This window comes from Pseudomonas sp. WP18 (genome assembly GCF_036689585.1).
Classification (GTDB): Bacteria; Pseudomonadota; Gammaproteobacteria; order Pseudomonadales; family Pseudomonadaceae; genus Aquipseudomonas; species Aquipseudomonas chlororaphis_E.
On sequence record NZ_CP144758.1, the window covers coordinates 169,622 to 185,702 of the forward strand.

12 protein-coding genes are annotated in these 16,081 nt (G+C 63.8%); 5 read left to right on the top strand and 7 right to left on the bottom strand.

What is annotated here, in order from left to right:
* The first annotated feature begins 2 nt into the window (after window positions 1-2).
* Both V5F23_RS00785 and V5F23_RS00790 read left to right on the top strand, forming a co-directional pair.
* The gene (locus V5F23_RS00785) at window positions 3-992 is read left to right on the top strand and encodes a sulfate ABC transporter ATP-binding protein (RefSeq protein WP_042732007.1); all 990 of its coding nucleotides are present in this window, start codon (window positions 3-5) and stop codon (window positions 990-992) included.
* Between the two features lie 271 nt (window positions 993-1,263).
* Complete coding sequence (locus V5F23_RS00790) at window positions 1,264-1,782, top strand: hypothetical protein (RefSeq protein WP_042732006.1); 519 nt, start codon at window positions 1,264-1,266, stop codon at window positions 1,780-1,782.
* A 10-nt stretch (window positions 1,783-1,792) separates the two neighbouring features.
* Here V5F23_RS00790 and V5F23_RS00795 read toward each other — a convergent pair whose 3' ends face one another.
* Window positions 1,793-2,317, bottom strand: coding sequence for an Mpo1-like protein (locus tag V5F23_RS00795; protein WP_042732005.1), 525 nt, complete (start codon window positions 2,315-2,317; stop codon window positions 1,793-1,795).
* An 87-nt stretch (window positions 2,318-2,404) separates the two neighbouring features.
* Here V5F23_RS00795 and V5F23_RS00800 point away from each other — a divergent pair, with 87 nt between their 5' ends.
* The gene (locus V5F23_RS00800) at window positions 2,405-3,091 is read left to right on the top strand and encodes a Crp/Fnr family transcriptional regulator (RefSeq protein WP_042732004.1); all 687 of its coding nucleotides are present in this window, start codon (window positions 2,405-2,407) and stop codon (window positions 3,089-3,091) included.
* Between the two features lie 133 nt (window positions 3,092-3,224).
* Here the strand turns inward: V5F23_RS00800 and V5F23_RS00805 are convergent, their stop codons facing one another.
* Complete coding sequence (locus V5F23_RS00805) at window positions 3,225-4,229, bottom strand: AraC family transcriptional regulator (RefSeq protein WP_212803238.1); 1,005 nt, start codon at window positions 4,227-4,229, stop codon at window positions 3,225-3,227.
* 101 nt (window positions 4,230-4,330) lie between these two features.
* Between V5F23_RS00805 and V5F23_RS00810 the strand changes: the two genes are divergently transcribed.
* On the top strand, window positions 4,331-5,404 hold the full coding sequence (locus V5F23_RS00810) for a fatty acid desaturase (protein ID WP_042732002.1): 1,074 nt from the start codon (window positions 4,331-4,333) through the stop codon (window positions 5,402-5,404).
* Between the two features lie 192 nt (window positions 5,405-5,596).
* Here the strand turns inward: V5F23_RS00810 and V5F23_RS00815 are convergent, their stop codons facing one another.
* From V5F23_RS00815 to V5F23_RS00825, 3 genes are all read right to left on the bottom strand, one after another.
* Window positions 5,597-8,101, bottom strand: coding sequence for a TonB-dependent siderophore receptor (locus tag V5F23_RS00815; RefSeq protein ID WP_042732816.1), 2,505 nt, complete (start codon window positions 8,099-8,101; stop codon window positions 5,597-5,599).
* A gap of 86 nt (window positions 8,102-8,187) precedes the next feature.
* Window positions 8,188-9,183, bottom strand: a complete 996-nt coding sequence (locus V5F23_RS00820; RefSeq protein ID WP_338497279.1) for a FecR family protein — start codon at window positions 9,181-9,183, stop codon at window positions 8,188-8,190.
* Window positions 9,173-9,673 carry a sigma-70 family RNA polymerase sigma factor gene (locus V5F23_RS00825; protein WP_053148977.1) on the bottom strand — a complete coding sequence of 167 codons (501 nt, stop codon included), beginning with the start codon at window positions 9,671-9,673 and terminating at the stop codon, window positions 9,173-9,175. The genes V5F23_RS00820 and V5F23_RS00825 overlap by 11 nt, the downstream gene beginning before the upstream one ends.
* Before the next feature lie 254 nt (window positions 9,674-9,927).
* Here V5F23_RS00825 and V5F23_RS00830 point away from each other — a divergent pair, with 254 nt between their 5' ends.
* Window positions 9,928-11,808, top strand: a complete 1,881-nt coding sequence (locus V5F23_RS00830) for a methyl-accepting chemotaxis protein (RefSeq protein ID WP_047736252.1) — start codon at window positions 9,928-9,930, stop codon at window positions 11,806-11,808.
* Between the two features lie 234 nt (window positions 11,809-12,042).
* Here V5F23_RS00830 and V5F23_RS00835 read toward each other — a convergent pair whose 3' ends face one another.
* Both V5F23_RS00835 and V5F23_RS00840 read right to left on the bottom strand, forming a co-directional pair.
* A complete protein-coding gene (locus tag V5F23_RS00835; RefSeq protein WP_338497284.1) occupies window positions 12,043-12,507 on the bottom strand; it encodes an SRPBCC family protein in 465 nt (154 codons plus the stop codon).
* A 30-nt stretch (window positions 12,508-12,537) separates the two neighbouring features.
* Window positions 12,538-16,074 (bottom strand): non-ribosomal peptide synthetase, encoded by a 3,537-nt coding sequence (locus V5F23_RS00840; RefSeq protein ID WP_123579736.1) that lies wholly within the window; start codon window positions 16,072-16,074, stop codon window positions 12,538-12,540.
* Between the last annotated feature and the right edge of the window lie 7 nt (window positions 16,075-16,081).

Sequence of the window (16,081 nt, forward strand, 5' to 3'; positions counted from 1 at the left end):
TCATGTCGATCGAAGTTCGTAACGTCAGCAAGAATTTCAACGCGTTCAGGGCACTGGACGACATCAGCCTGGACATCCAGAGCGGTGAGCTGGTGGCGCTGTTGGGCCCGTCGGGTTGTGGCAAAACCACGCTGCTGCGGATCATCGCCGGCCTCGAGACCCCGGACCAGGGCAACATCGTGTTTCACGGCGAGGACGTTTCCGGCCACGACGTGCGTGATCGCAATGTCGGTTTCGTGTTCCAGCACTACGCCTTGTTCCGCCACATGACGGTGTTCGACAACGTCGCCTTCGGCCTGCGCATGAAAGCCAAGGGCCAGCGCCCGACCGAAAGCCAGATCGCGACCAAGGTCCATGAGTTGCTGAACATGGTGCAACTGGATTGGCTCGCCGACCGCTACCCCGAGCAACTGTCGGGCGGCCAGCGCCAGCGTATCGCCCTGGCCCGCGCCCTGGCCGTGGAACCCAAGGTGCTGTTGCTCGACGAGCCCTTCGGCGCGCTCGACGCCAAGGTTCGCAAGGAGCTGCGCCGCTGGCTGGCGCGGCTGCACGAGGACATCAACCTGACGTCGGTGTTCGTGACCCACGACCAGGAAGAAGCCATGGAAGTCGCCGATCGGATCGTGGTGATGAACAAGGGCGTGATCGAGCAGATCGGTTCGCCAGGCGACGTCTACGAGAACCCGGCCAGCGATTTCGTCTATCACTTCCTCGGTGATTCGAATCGCCTGCACTTGGGTGAGGACCAGCACGTGCTGTTCCGCCCCCATGAGGTTTCGCTGTCGCGTTCGGAACTGGAAGACCATCACGCCGCCGAGGTGCGCGATATCCGGCCACTGGGCGCCACCACGCGGGTGACCTTGAAGGTGGAAGGCCAGAGCGAGCTGATCGAAGCCGAAGTGGTCAAGGACCACGACAGCCTGGTGGGCCTGGCGAAGGGCGAGACGTTGTTCTTCAAGCCGAAGGTCTGGCAGAAAGTCGCCAGCCTTTAAGCGCTTGGCGAGCAAGCTCGCTCCCACGATGGACCTGAGGTGGCCGCTCATTGCGCCGTCACCACAGTTTCCTCTATGGGCGCGAGCTTGCTCGCGAAGACGACCTCACCTTCACCCCATTCAAATCTGAATAACCGCGCGCAGTCTTGCGCCGATCGGTTCTACCCCCAGGCGTCTCCCTACCTAGACTCTGATGGGCCAGGAGGCGTTGTAAAGGTCCAATGACGGGCCGGTGTTATCTCCTGGTGTCTTGATGCCAAGGAGAGAAAGCATGAACAGTGACCTGGATAACTTCATCGGCCTGTCATCGGCCCTGACCGGTATTCCTTGCGAGCGATTGGCGCCGGCGATCGACCCGATGGGCCTGCCGCGTATCTTCCTCGAGTTCATCACCCCACGCGTCACGCCTGAAGTGCTCGACACCCTGTTGACGCAGTACGCCCGGATGGCGGCCGAACGCCGGCCGGCGGGTCAGATTGCCCAGGCCGTGTTGATGAACGGATCGCGCCCGGCCGTCACCCGGCCCGCACAGGCCGCGCGTTCGATCATGAAGTTGTGGCTGCTGGGCGTCTGGTACCAGCCTTATGCGGCCGGGCTCCACCAGCCGACCGATTCGACGGTGGTGTCCGACCAGGCGTACATCCAGAGCTGGGCCTGGAAAATTGCCCAGGCCCGTCCCAGGGATTACCGCGAGGTCACGCTCGGCCGCTGGGACCTGCCGTCGGCCCATCGACCCTCGCGCGCAGGCCTTGTACCCCGCGACCCCGAGCCTGGCCTCGGCCAGCGCTAAGGGTTGGGCCTCAGGCGGCCGAACGTTGCTGACGCACGGCCACCGGCCCGGCACGTTTCTCGATGGCGTGTTTCAGGTCATGCCTCAACCCCAGCAGGAACCCTGCCTCCGCGACCACGAACAACGGTCCGACGATCAACCCGGTGAGGTCATCGACGAACGCCGGTTTGCGGCCCTCGTAGTAATGGCCGACGAACTGGATCACCCAGCCCACCACGAACATTCCCAGGCCACTGGCCAACCACACCGAGGTGCTCTGGGCGGCCAGGAATTGGCCGAACCATACCGCCAGGCCCAGCAGCACGGTCATCAGCACCCCCAGGCGCAGTTCCAGGCGCAGGTAGAACCAGGCACTGGCGATGGCCACCAGCAGCGCCGGCGAGACCAGGACCGCACCCACTGGCCAGCCTGGCCGCGACAGCAGCACGGCCACGGCGACGAAGATCAGCGGAATGCCAATGAAATGGCTGGCGATGTTGCGCGGGTCGCGGTGGTAGGCGGCGTATTGACTGAGATGATCGACGAGGCTTTTCATTGTTGTTCCTCTTGAGGTGATGCCTGCATGATGCCCAGGTTCGACGCGGCGTTCTGTCAGCTAGCCGACACTTGTCCCGGAGTCTCCATGAATTCGCATCCCTGGCACTCGCACCTGATGGCCGGCCACTGGTACAGCCATCTGCCCGTCGAGTTGCAGCATAGCCTGCTGGACATGTCGCGGGTGCGTCGCGTGCCGGCGGGGCATGCGTTGTTCCGGCGCGGCGACCCGCCCTGCGGGTTGTACGCCGTGCTGGAAGGCGCGGTGCGGGTCGGCTCGGTGAGCGAGCAGGGCAAGGAAGCGCTGCTGAGCGTTATAGAGGCGCCCCATTGGTTCGGCGAGATCTGCCTGTTCGACGGTCAGCCACGCACCCACGACGCGGTCGGTGTCGGGCACTGTACGCTGCTGCATTTGCCTCAGGCACCATTGCTGGCGTTCCTGCAGGCACAACCGATGTATTGGCGGCACCTGGCACTGCTGATGAGCCACAAGTTGCGCCTGACTTTCATCAACCTCGAACACCTGAGCCTGATGCCCGCCCCGGCCCGCGTGGCCCATCGCCTGCTGCTGATCGCCGAAGGCTACGGCGAAATCGAACCGGCCCGCCGGGTCCTGCAACTGCCCCAGGAACAACTGGCGCTGATGCTCTCGCTGTCGCGCCAGACCACCAACCAGATCCTCAAGGACCTGCAGGTCCAGGGCATTCTTCACCTCGGTTATGGCGAGATCGAAATCCTCGACATCGAACGGTTGCGGGCGCTGACGGCGCCTTGAACGCCGCCCTGTCTGTTGACGGGCCTGGCCCCTTCGCGAGCAAGCCCGCTTCCACAGGGGGATCTGTGCCTGGCAAAAATCTCATGTGGGAGCGGGCTTGCCCGCGAAGGGGCCAGATCAATCGCCGCAAACGCTAGCGCAACCCCTCTCGAAACTGCCCGGGCGTCATCCCGGTCCAGCGTTTGAATGCTCGGCTGAAGCTGCTGGTGTCGGCAAAGCCGAGCAGGTAGCTGACTTCGCTCAGCGAGCAATGCGGGTCGCGCAGGTGCAGCAGCGCCAGGTTTTCGCGGCATTCGTTGAGCAGCGCGTCGAAGCGGCAGCCTTCGTCGGCCAGGTGCCGTTGCAGGCTGCGCAGGCTCAGGTGCATGGCTTGGGCGATGCGTTCGGCGCTGGGTTCGCCTTCGGGCAACTGGGCCTCGATGGCCGCACGCACCTTGCGCTCCCACGTCAGTGGCTTGAGCTGGGCAAGGGTGCGTTCAAGCACCGCTTCGTTGTGTTCGGCCAGCTCCGGATTGGCGTCGTCCAGGTGGCTGTCGAAATCATTGAGGTCGAACTCCAGGCAATCCTGGGCGGCGGCGAAGTGCACGGGGCAACGCAAGACCTTGTGCCAGGGGCCAGGGTCTGCCGGTTCCGGGCGCCGCAGGTACACCGCCAGCGGTGCGTAGTCGCGGCCCAGTCGGTTGCGGCAGGTGCGCACATAGATCGCGACGAACGCGTCGATGGCTTCGTAGGCCGGCGCCGGATTGCACGCTGGCACATCGAGGCTGAAGCGGTAGCGGTCTTCGCCGCGGCTCAATTGCAGGGTCAGGGCGTCGCTGACCACCGGGTGATAGCGCACGATCCGCTCGAACACTTCCCGCAGGCTGCCGCTGGCGACCAGGGCATAACCCAGGGCGTGAAACGTGGTGGGGCTGACAAAGCGCGACACGCGCAGGCCGATCGCCGGGTCGCCACTGGCCTGCACCGCCAACGTCCACAAGCGTGTTGTTGCCGAGAGCGGGTAACGGGCGTTCGGGTCGTCCATCAACTGCGGGTCGAGGCCGGCCTCCAGGCACAAGGCATGGCTGTCCAGGCCCAAGGCATCGAGCTGTTTGCGCAGGGCGCGGGTCCAGCTGGCGAGTGAGGTCGGTTCAGGCATGACGATTGGCGCTTGCGGTCAACAGGTTGGCGTATACGGCTACCACCCCATGGGACAACGCCCGGCAGGATGAGCACATCGATAACTAGAGGATGTAAGCCATGCACGGCCGTTGCGCAAGTCCCGAGCGATTGAATGCACAAGAACGATCCGCCCATATTCGCCAGGTGGTGTTGGCCCATGGCGAGCACTTGCGCCAGCGTTACCCGATCCTGCGGCACCAGGATGCGATCGGCGCGGGCATCCTGGCGTTCGCCCTGGCGGGAATGATCGGTTCGGCGCTGCTCTATCTCAACGGGGCGCTGCCCGGATGGGCGTGCCTGCTGCTCAATGCGTTCTTCGCTTCGCTGACCCACGAGCTGGAGCATGACCTGATCCACAGCATGTACTTTCGCAAGCAACGCCTGCCTCACAACCTGATGATGGGCCTGGTGTGGCTGGCGCGTCCGAGCACCATCAACCCGTGGATCCGTCGCCACCTGCACCTGAACCATCACAAGGTGTCCGGCAGCGAGGCCGACCTCGAGGAGCGCGCGATCACCAACGGCGAGCCCTGGGGCTTGGCGCGGTTGCTGATGGTCGGCGACAACGTGATGTCGGCCTTCATCCGGCTGTTGCGGGCCAAGAGCTGGGCTCACAAGCGCGGCATCCTCAAGCGCACGCTGAAGGTCTATTTTCCGTTGGCGCTGCTGCATTGGGGCGCCTGGTACGTGTTCCTCGGCTTTCACGGGGCCAATGCCGTTGCGGGCCTGCTCGGCGCCTCGATCGACTGGTCGGCGGACACGCTGGCGGTGATGCGGGTGATCGACATCGCGGCAGTGGTGATCATCGGCCCCAATGTGCTGCGCACCTTCTGCCTGCACTTCATCAGTTCGAACATGCATTACTACGGCGACGTCGAGCCAGGCAACGTCATCCAACAGACCCAGGTGCTCAATCCCTGGTGGCTGTGGCCGTTGCAGGCGTTCTGCTTCAATTTCGGCAGCAGCCACGGGATCCATCATTTCGTGGTGAAAGAGCCGTTCTACATTCGCCAGCTCACCGTGCCGGTGGCCCACAAGGTGATGCGCGAGATGGGCGTACGGTTCAATGATTTCGGCACCTTTGGCCGGGCGAACCGGTTTGTGCGGGAAGAGGGTGTGGCGCGGGAGAAGGTGAGTGCGGCCCAGGTTTGAGACGCACCACTTCAGGGACAAACACAGAACCTGTGGCGAGGGGATTTATCCCCGCTGGGCTGCGCAGCAGCCCCTTTGAGCTGCCGTCTCGTAATGTCAGGCTTGATTGCGTTCAACCTCTTTGGGGCCGCTGCGCGACCCAGCGGGGATAAATCCCCTCGCCACAGGTGCATGTAGGGCCTGAAGAATGAGTTAGAACCGATAACTCACCGTCGCCGCCACATTGCGCTCCTCACCCAGGTAGCAATAGCTCAGGCTGGCGCACGAGGCGACGTAGTTTTCGTTCGTCAGGTTGTTCGCATTCAGGCGCACATCGACCCCTTTGAGCCCGACCTTGCCCAGGTCATACCCCACCGAGGCATCGAACAGCGTATAGGACGGCACCTTCGTGGTGTTCTCCGCGTCGGCCCAGCTGTAGCCGACATAGCGCACGCCACCGCCCAGGCGCAGGCCGTCGAGCGCGCCGCTGTCGAACCGGTAGTCGGCCCAGAGCGAGGCCATGTGCCGCGGCGCTTGGGTCGGTGAGTTGCCTTTGTTTTCGATGATGTCGGTGGCGCTGCTGAGGGTGCTGATCATCGACTTCGAGTATTCGATATCGGTAAAGGTGTAGCTGCCCAGCACCTTGAGCTGCTCGGTCAGTTGCAGGTGCGCTTCCAGCTCCAGGCCCTGGGAGCGCACGGCCCCGACGGCGCGGTAGAAGTTTTCCTGGGGCAGCTTGGTCGCCAGGTTCTCCTGGTCGATGCGAAACAGCGAGGCCGTGTACAGGTCATCGGTGCCCGGCGGCTGGTATTTCAAGCCCAGCTCCCATTGCTTGCCGTCAGTGGGTGGCAGTGGGTTGCCGGCGCTGTCGGCGTAGGAGTTGGGGTTGAACGACTCCGAATAGCTGATGTACGGGGCCAGGCCGTTGTCGAACAGGTACAGCGCGCCGGCGCGACCGGTGAGCTTGGTGCGCTTGTCGTTGATCTCGGTGCCTTGCGGGCGACCGGATTCGGCGATGCGGTTTTCATCGGAGGTTTCGACCCAGTCCTGGCGCAGGCCCAGGGAAAAGCGCCACTGGTCCATTTCGATCAGGTCTTGCAGGTAGACGCCGGTCTGCTCCAGGCGCCGCAGGTAGCTGGTGGGACTGAAATAGGTAATGGCGGCGTTGCCGTAGGTCGGATCGAAGGCGTTGATCGGGGCCAGGCTGCCGCTGGTCCAGTCGACCACGGTCTTGCGGCGTTGGTAGTCGGCACCCATCAGCACGGTGTGTTTCGTCGCGCCGGTAAAGAACTCGGCTTGCAGCATGTTATCGACGATGAAGGCGTGGAGTTTTTCCTCGGCGCCGCTGTAGTAGCGGTTCAGCTCGTTGCTGGTGGGGGTGGTCCAGCCGTAGGCGTAGACCTGGTCGTTCTTGACCTCCGAATCCAGGTATCGGAAGTTCTGCCGCGCCGTGAAGACGTCGTTGAAGCGATGTTCGAACTGGTAGCCGAACGACTGCTGGTCCCGTTCATACCCATCGATGCCCGGCTCGCCCTCGAAAAAATGTTCGGAAATCCGCCGGCCGTTGCGCGAGTGCAATGTGCCGTCGGCCGGCATGCCGCCGTGGTAGCCGCCCTCCGGGTCATGCTGCAGGTAGGCCTGGAGTGTCAGCGAGGTGTCTTCGCTGAAGTCGATGTTCACCGTGGGGGCGAGGGCGAAGCGCTTTTCCTTGTTGTGGTCGAACTGGGTGTCGGAGGTGTCCGCCAGGCCGACCAGGCGATAAGTGATGCGTTTGTCGTCATCCACTGGTCCGGTGAAGTCAAAGCCCATGCCGCGCTGGCCCTGGGTGCCGACCGTGGCCTGGACCTGGCGATAGGCTTCGTACAAGGGTTTCTTGCTGGTGAGGGCCACCAGGCCACCGGGGGAGCTGCGGCCATAGAGCACCGAGGACGGTCCCTTGAGGATATCGACCCGCTCCAGGAAATACGGGTCGATCTGTATGGAACTGTAGGTCCCGCTGTCGCCCATGGATTTGAGGCCGTCGAGGTAGATGTTGTCTACCGAGCCGTCGTTGAAACCGCGCATGGCCACGTAGTCGTAGCGATGAGTCGCACCGTAGGGGTTGGTCAGTACGCCGGGGCTATAACGCATGGCCTGGGACACGGTTTGCGCGCCCTGGTCGTCCATTTGTTCGCGGGTAACCACGGACACGCTTTGCGAGGTTTCCCGCAGGGCGGCGCTGGTTTTGGTGGCAACCTGGCTGTGGGTGGCGTTGTAGCCTTCCATGCTGCCCAAGGCGTTGCCCAGCGCGAAACCCTTGATGTCCGTGGTGGGCAGTTCCAGGGCGTTGTCGGCGGGCGCGGCTTGCAGCACGTAGCTGCTGCCGTCCTGGCTGACCGCAACCAGGCCCGTTCCGCTGAGCAGGTGGCTCAGGGCCTGGTCGGGCGAATAGTCGCCCTTGAGTCCGGGCGATTGGACGCCGCTGGTGTGGGTCGGCGTGCTGGCCAGGGTGATGCCGGCCTGGCGGGCGAATTGATTCAAGACCTCGCTCAGCGGGCCAGCCGCGATGTTGTAGCGCTGATGGCTGGCCGTCACGCCATGGTCGGCGGCGACCGCCAGCAGCGGCAGGGCGCCGACGCCCAGCACGGTGCAGAACAGCGCGGCGTGGACCGCCTGGCACAACAGGCCCGGTTGCGCGCGCAGGCCTAAGGAATTGCGGTGAAGTAAGCGCTCAGTCATTGTGGGTTCCATTGGAGTCGCTGAAGGCAGATAAGCGTTGCTTACTGTCCTAGCCGGACACCGGCCCGAAACCCGCCAAAAAAAAATCAAGCCAGCCGTTCCACCGTGACCCACCACCGGGTTCGGTAGCGTATCTGCACCGGCAGCGTACGGGGCAGGACCGCCAGCAATGTGTCGGTGTCCTCCAGGCGAAACACCCCTGACAGGCGCAGGTCGGCGATGGACGCCGCGCACTTCAGCAAGCCCGGGCGGTAGCGGCCCACCTCACTGAGAAAGTCCTCCAGGCGCATGTCGCGCGTGACGATCAAGCCGTCCGCCCAGGCACTGGTGTCCATGTCCAGCGAGGCCGCCAGCGTCGTGGTCGACGGGGTGAGCACATAGCTTTGCCCGGCAGTCACCTGGAGGGGCGCACCACTGCCGCTGGAGTGGGAACGGATCGCCACCGTGCCGCGGGTGACGCTCAAGCGCGTGCAGTCGCTGTCCTGGCGCACGACGAAGCGCCCCTCGACGGTCTCGAACAGGCCGTGTCGGCTTTGTACCCGCAAGGGCCGCGCGGTGTCGCGGTTGCAGGTGAGCATGATTTCCCCGCGCACCAGGGTCACCCAGCGATGGTCGGCGTTGAAATCCAGGTTGGCGGCGCTGTGGGTATTGAGTTCGAGGCGGGAGCCGTCCGGCAGCTGGAAGCCGCGGCGTTCGCCCGTGGCGGTGGCGAAGTCGGCGCTCCAGGGTTGCCATGGCGACGTTTTGCCCAGCCAGGCGACACCACCCACCAGCACGAGGCCCGATAGCAGCTTCAGGGCCTGGCGGCGAGCGAGGCGCTGGGCGCTGTTTTCCAGGGTGTCGAGGGCCGTGTGGACGCCGGGCACTGCCCGCAGGTTCGTGGTCAGTTCGCTGTGCAGCGATTGCACCCGTTGCCAGGCCCGTTCGTGCGCCGGGTCGGTAGCGCGCCAGGCGTCGCATTGTTGGCTCAGGACAGGATCGGGGGCGTGGTTGCGCAGGCGTAGCAACCAGTTGATCGCTTGCCTGACGACCTGTTGCGACGGATCACTGGGGCGGGGGGTGTCCAGGGGTTCAGCTTTCATAGCGCAACACATAGCAGTGGTACAGCGCATCGGCGACATGACGCTCCACCGATCGCAACGAGATCCCCATCTGTTCGGCGATCTGTTTGTAGGTCAGGCCCTCGCACTGGGCCAGCAAAAAGGCCTTGCGCACTTTTGGCTTGAGGCCTTCGAGCATCCGTGCGATGGCTTCCAGCAGTTCCAGAATCAAGGCCTGGGCTTCGGCCCCCGGGGTTTCGGCGGGCGGCAGGTGGGCAATGGTTTCAAGGTAGGCGCGCTCGATTTCTTCCCGGCGCCAATGATCGATTACCAGGCCATGGGCGATGGTGCGCAGAAACGCCCGCGGGGCCTTGAGCTCCAGGCGTTCGCTGCGTTGCAGTAGGCGCACGAACGTGTCCTGGGCCAGGTCCGCCGCATCGGCGGCATTGCCCAACCGGGTGCGCAACCAGGTGTTGAGCCAGCCGTGATGATTGCTGTAGAGCGCCTGAACTGCAAACTCGGGAGACGACATGAACGCGACGGGCCTGGTATCACAAATGATAATAGGTCGCATTGTCATCATGGTCCGATGAATTTGCAACCACCGTTCGCCCCGCCATGGCCTTCCGTCGCCCATTTCTGTTAAGCGCTCATTTTTTTCAGGCGTTGGCCGACAGCCTGATATGTGTGCACCAAAGTGGAGCGGGCCACCTGTCCTGCCCGCGCTGTTACATGGATTGTTGCAACCGGAATGCACCCCCACTCCCTGCATAAGAAGCCTCGTCGATGAATCTGAAGTTCAGCCACAAAATCCTTCTAGCCGCCTCCGGTGTGGTGGTGCTGGCGTTTGCCCTGTTCACGTTCTACAACGACTATCTGCAGCGCAACACCATCGGCCGCAGCCTCGAGTCCTCCATCGCACAATCCGGCGACCTCACGGCCAGCAGCGTCCAGAACTGGATGAGCGGGCGCGTGCTGGTGCTGGAGAACCTGGGGCAGAACATCGCGCACCAGGGGGCTGCCGCCGACCTGGCGGGGCTGGTTGACCAACCGGCGCTGACTTCCAATTTCCAGTTCACCTATGTGGGCCAGGCCAACGGGGTCTTCACCCAGCGGCCCGACGCCAAAATGCCTGACGGCTACGACCCGCGCCAGCGCCCTTGGTACAAGCAGGCGGTGACCAGCGATAAAACCATGCTGACCCCGCCGTACTCGGCCGCCGTCGGTGGCCTGGTGGTGACCATTGCCCTGCCGGTGAAGAAAAACGGTGAACTGCTGGGCGTGGTGGGCGGCGACCTGAGCCTCGATACCCTGGTGAAGATCATCAATTCGGTGGATTTCGGCGGTATCGGCCATGCGTTCCTGGTCAGCGGCGACGGTCAAGTGATCGTCAGCCCGGACAAGGACCAGGTGATGAAGAACCTCAAGGACATCTACCCAGGCACCCCGGTGCGCATCGGCAAGGGCATCCAGGAAGTCGAGCTGAACGGGCAGGACCGGATTCTCTCGTTCACCCCAGTCACCGGCCTGCCGGGCGCCGAGTGGTACATTGGCCTGTCGATCGACAAGGCCAAGGCCTACGCGCCGCTGAGCCAGTTCCGTACCTCCGCATTGATCGCGATGTTTGTCGCGGTGGCGGCCATCGCCTTGCTGCTGAGCCTGCTGATCCAGGTGCTGATGCGTCCATTGACCACCATGGGCCGCGCCATGCAGGACATCGCCCAGGGTGAAGGCGACCTGACTCGCCGGCTGGTCGTGCAGGGCAAGGATGAGTTCGCGGTACTGGGGGGCTCGTTCAACCAGTTCGTCGAGCGTATCCATGCCTCGATTAGCGAAGTGTCTTCCGCTACCCGCCAGGTGCACGACCTGTCGCAGCGAGTGATGAGCTCGTCCAACGCTTCACTCGTGGATTCGGATGAGCAGAGTGCTCGCACCAACAGCGTGGCGGCGGCCATCAACCAGTTGGGCGCCGCCACCCAGGAAATCGCCCGCAACGCCGCCGATGCCTCGCAGCAGGCCAGTGGTGCCAGCGAACAGGCCGACGATGGTCGCCAGGTGGTGGAAAAAACCATCCAGGCCATGACCGAGCTGTCGCAGAAGATCAGCCTGTCGTGCACCCAGATCGAAACCCTGAACGCCAGCACCGACAACATCGGCCACATCCTGGACGTGATCAAGGGCATTTCCCAGCAAACCAACCTGCTGGCCCTGAACGCGGCCATCGAAGCGGCCCGTGCCGGTGAAGCCGGGCGTGGTTTTGCGGTGGTGGCCGACGAGGTGCGCAACCTGGCGCACCGCACCCAGGAGTCGGCGGAAGAGATCCACAAGATGATCACCTCGCTGCAAGTGGGCTCCCGCGAAGCGGTGACCACCATGAACGCCAGCCAGGCCTCCAGTGAAGAAAGCGTCGAAGTTGCCAACCAGGCCGGCCTGCGGCTGGTCAGCGTGACGCAGCGCATCGGCGAGATCGACGGCATGAATCAATCGGTCGCCGCCGCGACCGAGGAACAGACCGCCGTGGTGGAAACCCTCAACATGGACGTCAGCCACATCAACCTGCTGAACCAGCAAAGCGTGGCCAACCTCAATGAAACCCTGAGGGACTGCGACGCCCTGTCCCAACAGGCCAATCGCCTGAAACAGCTGGTGGACAGCTTCAAGATCTGATCCGGCCCTGTGGAGCGAGCCTGCAGGCGAAAGCGCAGTGTCAGCAAATGATTTGCTGACTGACACACGGCCTTCGCGAGCAAGCCCGCTCCCACAGTGGGATTGGGGTGAGTCTTTTTTTGCAGCCGCCCGTTAGCTTCTGTGGGAGCGGGCTTGCCCGCGAAGGCGTCAGCCCAGGCAACATCGCTGTCTCTGACGCACGGCTATCGCGAGCAGGCTCCCACAGAGAGGTACTTAGACGAACAGCCTCTGCACATTCCCCATCGCCTCGTCGGCGAAGCCTTGCAGGAAGTCCCTGAAGCCCGACGGGGTGTGGGCGTCAGTATGGTCGGCGATGATGGTCCAGGTGGCGCGGCAGCGGTTGTCCGCCAGGGGTTCGACGCGCATCGCCGCCCACAGGTTGTCGATGCCCAGGGTGTTGTAGATCAGTGTCCAGGTCATGTGCATGGCCTGGTCGTCGCGGCTGTTGAGCTGCTCCACCACCAGGTTCTGCCCATCGGCGAAGAACTTCTTGCGCAACGACCTCTCGCCCTCGCCCGTCATTTCGATGCGCGCCAGCGCCGGGATGAAACGGTTGAAGCCGCCAAAATCACCTACCACGTCCCACACTTGAGCGGCAGGGGCCGCTACGTCCACCGAGGTTTCGACCTGGCAGGCGTGGGGGTTCTTGATCAGGGTGTCGGGTTGTAATGCAGTCATGGTCTTGCTCCTTGCGTGAGTGAGGGTGGTTCAAATGAAATCGATGGCCTTGAGGTACTCGGCGCCGCGCCGTAGCAGGGCCGGGGATTTTTCCGGGTAGCGCGCGCCCATCTGCCGCACACCGGTGCGGGCGTTGTCGTGGCGGATCAGCGAGATATCGCCGATGTCTTCCTCGAACCCGTTGAGGTAGAACCCCAGTACGCCGAACAGCGCGTTGTCGGCATCGACCCGGCCCAGTTGCCGTTGCCAGTCGGTGACGCTCACCAGGGAAAACTCCCGGCCGCTGTCGCGGAACGACGCCACGTAGGCATCCCAGCTCAACGGCTCGGGGTTGTGCAGGTTGAACACCGCTTGCGCCGGCTGGTAGCGGCTGGCGTGGAAAGCGATGAAACGGGCCAGGAAGTCCACCGGCATCAGGTCGAAATTGAGCGATAGGTCGGGCACCTGGCCGAGCTGGATCGAACCCTTGAGCATCAGCATCAGGCGGTTTTTGTGGGGCTGGCAGACCCCGGTCAGGCTGTTGAAGCTGATGTTGCCGGGGCGAAACAGGTTGACCCACACCCCACGATCCCGGGCCCGTTGCAGGATCCGTTCGCCGACCCACTTGGACAGGTTGTAGCCGTTCTTGATGTAGATCGGCGGCGTGGGCGCGGCGGGTTGTTCCAGCACCTGGCCGTTGGCATCCAGGGCGCTGGACGCCGACAGCGTGGAAACGAAGTTGAAGATTTTCTTACTGCGCCCCTCGCACAGGCGCAGGCATTCGAAAATCGGCTCCACGTTGTCCCGCGCCAACGACTCGTAGTCGAGCACGTGGTTGACGTGGGCGGCGTTGTGCACCAGCGCGCCGAACGTGCGGTCGATGCGGGCGTAGACGTCGTCCGCCAGGCCCAGTTGCGGTTGGGTGATGTCGGCGGCGTAGACGCTGACGCGGCTCAGGTCCAGGTGGGTCAGGCGGTTGTCCTGCAAGGCCTGGGAAAAACGTTGCGCCGCACTTTGCCCGGCAGACGCGCGCACAAGGCAGGCGACTTCGGTGGCGCCCCAGGCCAGCAAGGCTTCGACGATGTGCACCCCGAGAAAACTGTTGGCGCCGGTCACCACGACTTTGTGCACGTCACCGCACTGGCTGATGGGCAGCGGGTCGAGGTTGAGCTCGGCTTCGGCGTCAATGAACGCCTGGGGACTGAGGGTCGACGTCTCGTGTTGTTCGGGGCTGTCGAGCAATTTTGCCAAGGTCAGCAAGGTGGGTGCCTCGATGAACCGGTTGATCGACAGGCTGCGCCCGAACGTCTGGCGAATGCTCAGCAACAGTTGCGACAGCAGGATCGAATGCCCGCCCAGGTTGAAGAAACTCTCATCCGTCGCGATGTCCTCGGCCGGCACCTCCAGCAGCTCGGCCCACAGTTGGCGCAACTGCGTTTGCAGCGGGGTCTGAGGTTGTCGTCGCTGGCCGCCGACCTGGACCTGCACCGACATCGCGAGCAAGGCGCGGCGATCCACCTTGCCGTTGCTGGTGTAAGGCAGGCTCGGCAGTTCAACGTAGGCCGCCGGGTGCATGTAGCTGGGCAGCGAGTCTTGCACATGTTCGCGCAGGGCCTGGAGCGCGGCGCCGGGGCGGTCCTCCTCGGGATGAACCAGGAAGGCCAGGATCCGTCGCCGCTCATCCACGCCCACCGCCACCTGGCGAAACAACTGGCGCTCGCGCAGGCAGTGTTCGATTTCCTCTGGCTCGACCCTGAAGCCGCGAATCTTCACCTGGTTGTCCCGGCGGCCGCAGAGCTCGATGCCGGCGGCGGTCCACTGAGCGATATCACCGGTGCGATAGACCCGCACCGTTTGCCCGCCGGGCAGCGCCAGGTCGAGGTAACGGGCGGCGGTCAGCGTCGGATCGTTGAGATAACCCAGGCCGACCCCCGGCCCGGCGATGTAGAGCTCGCCGGGCGTATCCTGGGGTACCGGTTGCAGCTGCTCGTCCAGGATCAGCACCCGAGCGTTGGCGATGGGCACGCCCAGGTTGCGGTTGCTGTCGCCGACCGCGAATGGCCGGGTGGTCACCAGCACCGTGGTTTCGGTCGGGCCATAGATGTTGTGGAACGCACATTGTGGGGCGAGACGTTCGATCACGAACGGCTCACAGACATCGCCGCCGGTGATCAGGTGCGACAGGCCCAGGGGCTCGTCGAGGGGCATCACGCTCAACAGCGCCGGCGGCAGGAAGGCATGGGTGACCTGCCGGGCGTGCATCAGCATGACCAACTGCTGCGGATCGCGGCGTTGGTCTTCGCTGGGCACCACCAGCAGGGCGCCGCGGATGAACGTTGGCAGGATATCCAGCAGCGATGCGTCAAAGTTGATGGTGGAAAACTGCAACGCCCGGCTGTCGCGCTGCAACCCGACGTAATCGCCGTACCAGGCACAGAAATGGCTGAGGTTGCGATGGCTGAGCAAGACGCCCTTGGGCTGGCCGGTGGTGCCGGAGGTGTAGATCGCAACGGCCGGCTCGTCGCCGTCCACCACGCGGCGGATCAGCGAGGTCGGCAAGCCTGGCTTGAGTGCCGGCAAGCGCAGCACATCCAGCGTCGGCAGCGCGAGCTCGCCCAGGTCACTGTCGCCGGCGTGCAACAGCAGGTCTGCCTGGGCGTTCTCCAGGATGAAGCGCCGACGTTGTGCCGGGTGTTGCGGGTCCAGTGGCAAGTACACCGCGCCGCAACCCAGCACCGCCAGAATCGCTGCATACAGGTGTGCGGATTTGGGCAGACATACCGCAATCACCTTTTGCGAGCTAGGCTGGTGAGAGCAAGGCTTGCCCGCGATAAACGATGACTTGGTCTGGTTGGGTACCGCTGTGTCTGTATCGCGGGCAAGCTTTGCTCCCACAGGGCTGGATTGCCCTGGGTCTGCATGTTCCAACCGCTCCAGCAGCGCCTGCTGCAGCCTCAGCGTCAGGCCGCGCAAGGCCTTGTAGTCGATGCATTGCCCATCGACCCACAGGGCCGGTTGCGTCACGTCGTCGAGCATGCGCTGTTCGATGTCGTGCATCACCGGCACGTCGGCGGCGGCCAGCAGCCAGGGCACCGGCGGCCGATTGAAAGGGTGCTCGAAAGCCAGCGGCTCCAACGCATCGAGCCCGTGCAGCGGCTCGGCAACTGCGTTGTCCTGCACCATGGGCCAATGCTCGAAGCAGGTTTCATCCCGCGAGAACTGACTGACCAGCTGCGCCAACTGCTCGACCACCACCGCCTGCGTGCGCAGCCGTAATGACTGGCCATTGCCGCAGCGTTGCGGGGCGATTGTCTCCTGGCATAACACCCTCTGGTCGCCGTCGCGAATAATCACGGTCGGTTGCGGCAAGGGTTCGCCGGGCAGCGTGCGCAGTGCCACGCGCACCTCAAGACGCATACGGGTTTGAACGGCGCACGGCTGCGTACCGTCGTCAATCAACAGGTCGAGCGCGGCAGGGACGGCCGATGTGTGCAGATCCACCACACCATGGCCGTGCAGTTCCAGTTCCTTGGCCAGTTCGGCCATGGCCTGGCTGCTGCCAGGCACTGCAATGTCGAGGCGTCTCATGGAAAGC